Genomic DNA, 4,243 nt, shown 5'->3' on the forward strand with positions numbered 1-4,243 from the left:
TCACCGACACATGAAACTACCCGCACCCGCCCAGCGACCCCACGACACGCCGAACCTAACAAAGCCCTACTAGAGGCCCGCGGCGCCGACAGCCGCCTCATCAGCGACATCTGGTGTCGAGTCGTGGACGGTTCCGAGCAGGACCGCGAAATCTGCTCCTGGACGGCGAGCTGGCTGTTGCCGAACCCAAGAACCTGCGCTACCGGCTGCTGCACGTCGCCGCCCGCCTCACCCGCACCGCCCGCCGAACCCGACTCCGGATCGCCGAAACCTGGCCCTGGGCAACGGACCTGGCCACCGCGTTCACCCGCCTCCCGCGCTGCCACGCCCGATCGGCTGACCGCAGTATCACCAACCGCCACACACCGCCCGGAGGACCCCGACCAGCGCATCGGGCCATCAGCACGCCCCACCTACCGGCGAGCCCCAACGAAGATCAACAGATCGCCTCGACCGCCATGATCGACTGATGGCGAATGAGCGAGGTTAGCAAGATTCCTTCGCTCGTCGTTCAAACGCTGGCAATGGCATTGTGGTCGCGCCATAACCGCCCGCGTCGACGGTCAGCACCTGGTCAGGTTCGAGGGCCTCGAAATCTGATCGAGTGAACAGCACTGCGTTCACAAGCCGGCCGCTGGCGTCGACGTCTAGTTGGTATCGCTTTCCGCTGGACAGTTCGAACGGTGTGGAAGTCTGCGCCTTCCAGCCGGATGGCGTCGTGCCGAATGGAATGGTTGGTGAGCGGCGCTGGTCGGAGAGGTTGACCAGGTCCCACAGGATCGAGGCAAGCGGCACGGACGGCGGTTCTGTCGTCTCCACGAACTCGGTGACCGTGATGGCGTTCAGCCTGTCGTTGTCACACAGGCGCACAACAGCGACGGGACCAGCATCCTGGCGGGCAACCGCGACCAAGAGTCGCGGCTTGGGTGAACATGCCGTCAGAGCGGGCGTGCCGGCTACCGACAGTACTAGCAGCCCGGCCAGGAGTGTGCGGGAGGGCCGCCGAGTCGGCATCAGGACCACCCCAGTGGTGACGGTTGCGGTACCGGTCCGGTGGGTGAGCCTGATGGCGGTTGAGGCGGCTTCTTGTAGCCACCCCAGTACAGGTTCGCCTGGATCTCGAAGATGTTGCCGTCGATCGGGTTGCCGACGATGACTCTGGGCGGTTGGGCCGGCTTCCCGCCGCCGCCGGGCGAGCCCCACTCGTACCGCGTTGTGACGGCGACCGAGACGGCACTGGCGGCGGCGTAGTCGGTCACGAAACCGGTCCAGTTGACGTAGCGGGCCCACTGATCCGCGTGCACGGCCTCGTGGCGTTCGATATCGGGGCCATATTTATCAGCGTTTTGGCACCGTACTTTTGGGCCAGTTCCGCCCGTTTGTTGGCCTCCGTCTGGAGTCGGGCCCCAGTTCTCCTCGGTGTCTTGAACGATGATGACGTCGCCGATGGTCATCAGCCTCCCCTGATCGGCGGCCATCTCCCAGCGCATATGCAAAGGGTACAGTGTCGCGTCGAGCACCAGGTGATCGACGAAACACACGACCTGCCGTGAGCCAAGCACACAGTACCCGCCCGAGGCCTGGACGGAGTCCATCGCCAGTGGCTACCGATCAGGTTCATGATTCCCGGAGTCTGACTCGGACAAAGGTTCGTGCCCTCAATGTTAAGGATCCGAGTAGTGTAGGAGGTTTTGATTTCAGTGAGGAGATCACGCCCCTGCGGTTCGATTTGCCCAGCCCGGCTCGTGCGCGAGCGTTTCAGGAGTCTGTAGCCGGGAGACCTTCTGGCGACTTCGACATAATGGACAACAGCTGTCTCACGCACTGTGCCAAGGTACTCAAGGCGGGCGAGCATCCTGACTTCCAGGGTAGTGACTTGGAGAACACGAATTTACTGAAGAGTATGATTCCGGGATACGGTACGTGATTTCGGAAGATCGCTGGTTTTGGAGGCGGCGCATGCCGGGTACTTTCGGGAGATATTCCGATTTGCTGGGGGATGCGAGAGTATCCATAAAGGCGAAGGCTATGTGCGGCCGACTGATCACGGCCGATGCTAGATTTGCAACGGTGGTATCTATATTGCATAAGATCGGGCACAGGGACGGCGCCTTGACGATTCGGGAATGGTGGAGTTTCTGTGCCGAGGGGGAACGGGTGCACGAGGATTTTGAGCAGGCTTGGGCGAAATTTGTCCAAGAGTTTTCCGTAGACACCTGGGGTGAAGTAGACGAAAACCTATGTGCGATGATAGACGCCGCCATAGCTCGTTTCGATCAGCTGGTGGCGAGGTTTCCAAACGAAGAGCGTTTGATCGACTGGTAGACAGGAGCGCTCGGTATCTCAAAGCGAGGCGCTTATGAATCAGAAGATGGTCCAGGTGCAGAGCCCGGGCACAGCATCGTCGAACGCCTCGGGCTTACGATGCGTCGGTGGTTCGCGCTGAACAGACTCGGCGGCTGACCCGGTCAGTTTTCTCCACCCCTCGGTGGAGGAGTGGCCGAATGCGAAGCAGCGTCAAGCTGAGGTGTCCGCGTATGACCGGCACCACATTGTCACTGGCGGCGCCGACCGGTGGCTGCGAGTTTGGAACGCCGACACCAGTCGCGAACTGACCGGGCTCGGCGACTCCGCTGGCCCGGTAGACGCAGTAGCGGTGCTGCCTGGTCCGGACGGCCGGCACCGTATCGTGACCGGCGGCGGCTGGGGGGTGCGGATCTGGGACGCTGACACCGGCCGCCTGTTGGCCCAACTCACTGGATCCGAGACCGACTCGGTGCGGGCGGTAGCGGTGCTGCCTGGTCCGGACGATCGGTACCGCATCGTCACCGGCGGGAGTGGCGAGAGTGTGCGGATGTGGGACTCCGAAACTGGCCGACAGTTAACCCAACTCAGGGCGCCCCACACCAGGAAGTCGAATCCGTTCGCGCCTGGCGGAATCGGCTCGGTGCGGGCCGTGGCGGTGCTGCCCAGTCTGGACGGCCAGCACCACATCGTCACTGGCGGCGACGATCCGACGGTGCGGATCTGGGATCCTGACACTGGCCGTAAGCTGACCGAGCTTACCGCCCACACCGGGGCGGCACACGCGGTGGCGGTGCTGTCTGGTTCGGATGGCCGGCACCGAGTCATCACCGCGAGTGACGATAAGTCGGTGCGGATTTGGGACGTTGACACCGGTCATGAGCTAAGTCAGCTGACTGGTCACACCGACTGGGTGCGGGCGGTGGCGGTGCTGCCTGGTCCGGATGGCCGGCATCGAATCGTCACCGGGAGTTACGATAAGTCGGTGCGGATCTGGGACCCTGACACCGGTCGCGAGTTGGCCGAACTTACTGCCCACACTGGCGCGGTAACCGCGATTGTGTCGCTGCCAGGCCCAAACGGCCAGCCCCGCATCATTACCGGCGGCAACGATATGATGGTGACGATTTGGGCAACGCAGTCCGACACGGCTGCGCCGTCCGAAGCATCAACCTGGTGACATGGGCGAGGGTCGTTCTCTTATTTCGCCGCCCAGTCCAGCGCGACACCGAGATTCCACGCCCGGCACCGGAACGTCTTGCGGGCAAGCACTTTCGAATCGTGATCGGTGACGACGACCATCTGCTTGGCGTCGGCCAGATCGATCCCGACGATCGCGTTCGACAACGGCACCAGCTCCCGCAACCGGGCCAGCCGCGTATTACGGTTGCGATCACCACGCGACACACCGCTACCGTTACCCACGAACGTCCTCCTCCTGCGATGGGACACCAAGCCCGACAAGCGCATCAGGAGGACGTTCCTACATCCTGCATCGACACGCAGAACGTCTTTCTATGCCGCTGACAAAGCGTGGCGTTGTCGCTGTGGTTCGGTACTGCTCGGGATGACAGCGGATGCGGGTTCAGTGGGTTCAGAGAGACAACCAGCAGTAGAGGGCATGCCCCCGGGAGTTGGCATCGTGCGCCAGTTGGGCCAGTTGGAGCAGCACGTCGGTGAGGTCGTCCGAGTCGGAGTCGATCAGTTCGTCCGTCTCGGCCCATCGCTGGGCTACCGCCCGCAGTGTGTCCGCGTTGCTGGTGGCGAGAGCTTGCTGAAGTTCGGCGGTGACTGAGACGACCGCCGCACCGTCCGGATCGAACTCCAAAATGTTGCCCTGCCGTGGGTTGCGCGTGACTTCCTCGGTCGACCGTCCGGTGAGGAGCTCTTCCAGGGTCTGCAAGTTGACCATCGGCTCGATGTTCTTGAGCTCCAGGAC

General features: G+C 62.8%; 6 protein-coding genes and 1 pseudogene. 3 read left to right on the top strand and 4 right to left on the bottom strand.

All coding sequences use genetic code 11. The features are described from left to right. Positions 1-152: 152 nt before the first annotated feature. A pseudogene (locus ABD352_RS52860) lies at positions 153-340 on the top strand (transposase); the annotation flags it as partial. Positions 341-486: 146 nt separating this feature from the next. Here the strand turns inward: ABD352_RS52860 and ABD352_RS52865 are convergent. Both ABD352_RS52865 and ABD352_RS52870 read right to left on the bottom strand, forming a co-directional pair. Further along, positions 487-912 (bottom strand): hypothetical protein, encoded by a 426-nt coding sequence (locus tag ABD352_RS52865; RefSeq protein WP_344620270.1) that lies wholly within the window; start codon positions 910-912, stop codon positions 487-489. 101 nt (positions 913-1,013) lie between these two features. After that, positions 1,014-1,595 carry a hypothetical protein gene (locus ABD352_RS52870; RefSeq protein WP_344620271.1) on the bottom strand — a complete coding sequence of 194 codons (582 nt, stop codon included), beginning with the start codon at positions 1,593-1,595 and terminating at the stop codon, positions 1,014-1,016. 517 nt (positions 1,596-2,112) lie between these two features. Between ABD352_RS52870 and ABD352_RS52875 the strand changes: the two genes are divergently transcribed. Both ABD352_RS52875 and ABD352_RS52880 read left to right on the top strand, forming a co-directional pair. Continuing rightward, on the top strand, positions 2,113-2,325 hold the full coding sequence (locus ABD352_RS52875) for a hypothetical protein (RefSeq protein ID WP_344620272.1): 213 nt from the start codon (positions 2,113-2,115) through the stop codon (positions 2,323-2,325). 163 nt (positions 2,326-2,488) lie between these two features. Beyond that, entirely contained in the window at positions 2,489-3,484 is a 996-nt protein-coding gene (locus tag ABD352_RS52880) for a WD40 repeat domain-containing protein (RefSeq protein ID WP_344620273.1), read from the top strand. Between the two features lie 20 nt (positions 3,485-3,504). Here the strand turns inward: ABD352_RS52880 and ABD352_RS52885 are convergent, their stop codons facing one another. Then, on the bottom strand, positions 3,505-3,729 hold the full coding sequence (locus tag ABD352_RS52885) for a hypothetical protein (protein WP_344620274.1): 225 nt from the start codon (positions 3,727-3,729) through the stop codon (positions 3,505-3,507). A gap of 169 nt (positions 3,730-3,898) precedes the next feature. Beyond that, positions 3,899-4,243 (bottom strand): hypothetical protein (locus ABD352_RS52890; protein WP_344620275.1); only part of this gene is annotated, 345 nt, incomplete at its 5' end.

The organism is Dactylosporangium salmoneum, from assembly GCF_039532525.1.
Classification (GTDB): Bacteria; Actinomycetota; Actinomycetes; order Mycobacteriales; family Micromonosporaceae; genus Dactylosporangium; species Dactylosporangium salmoneum.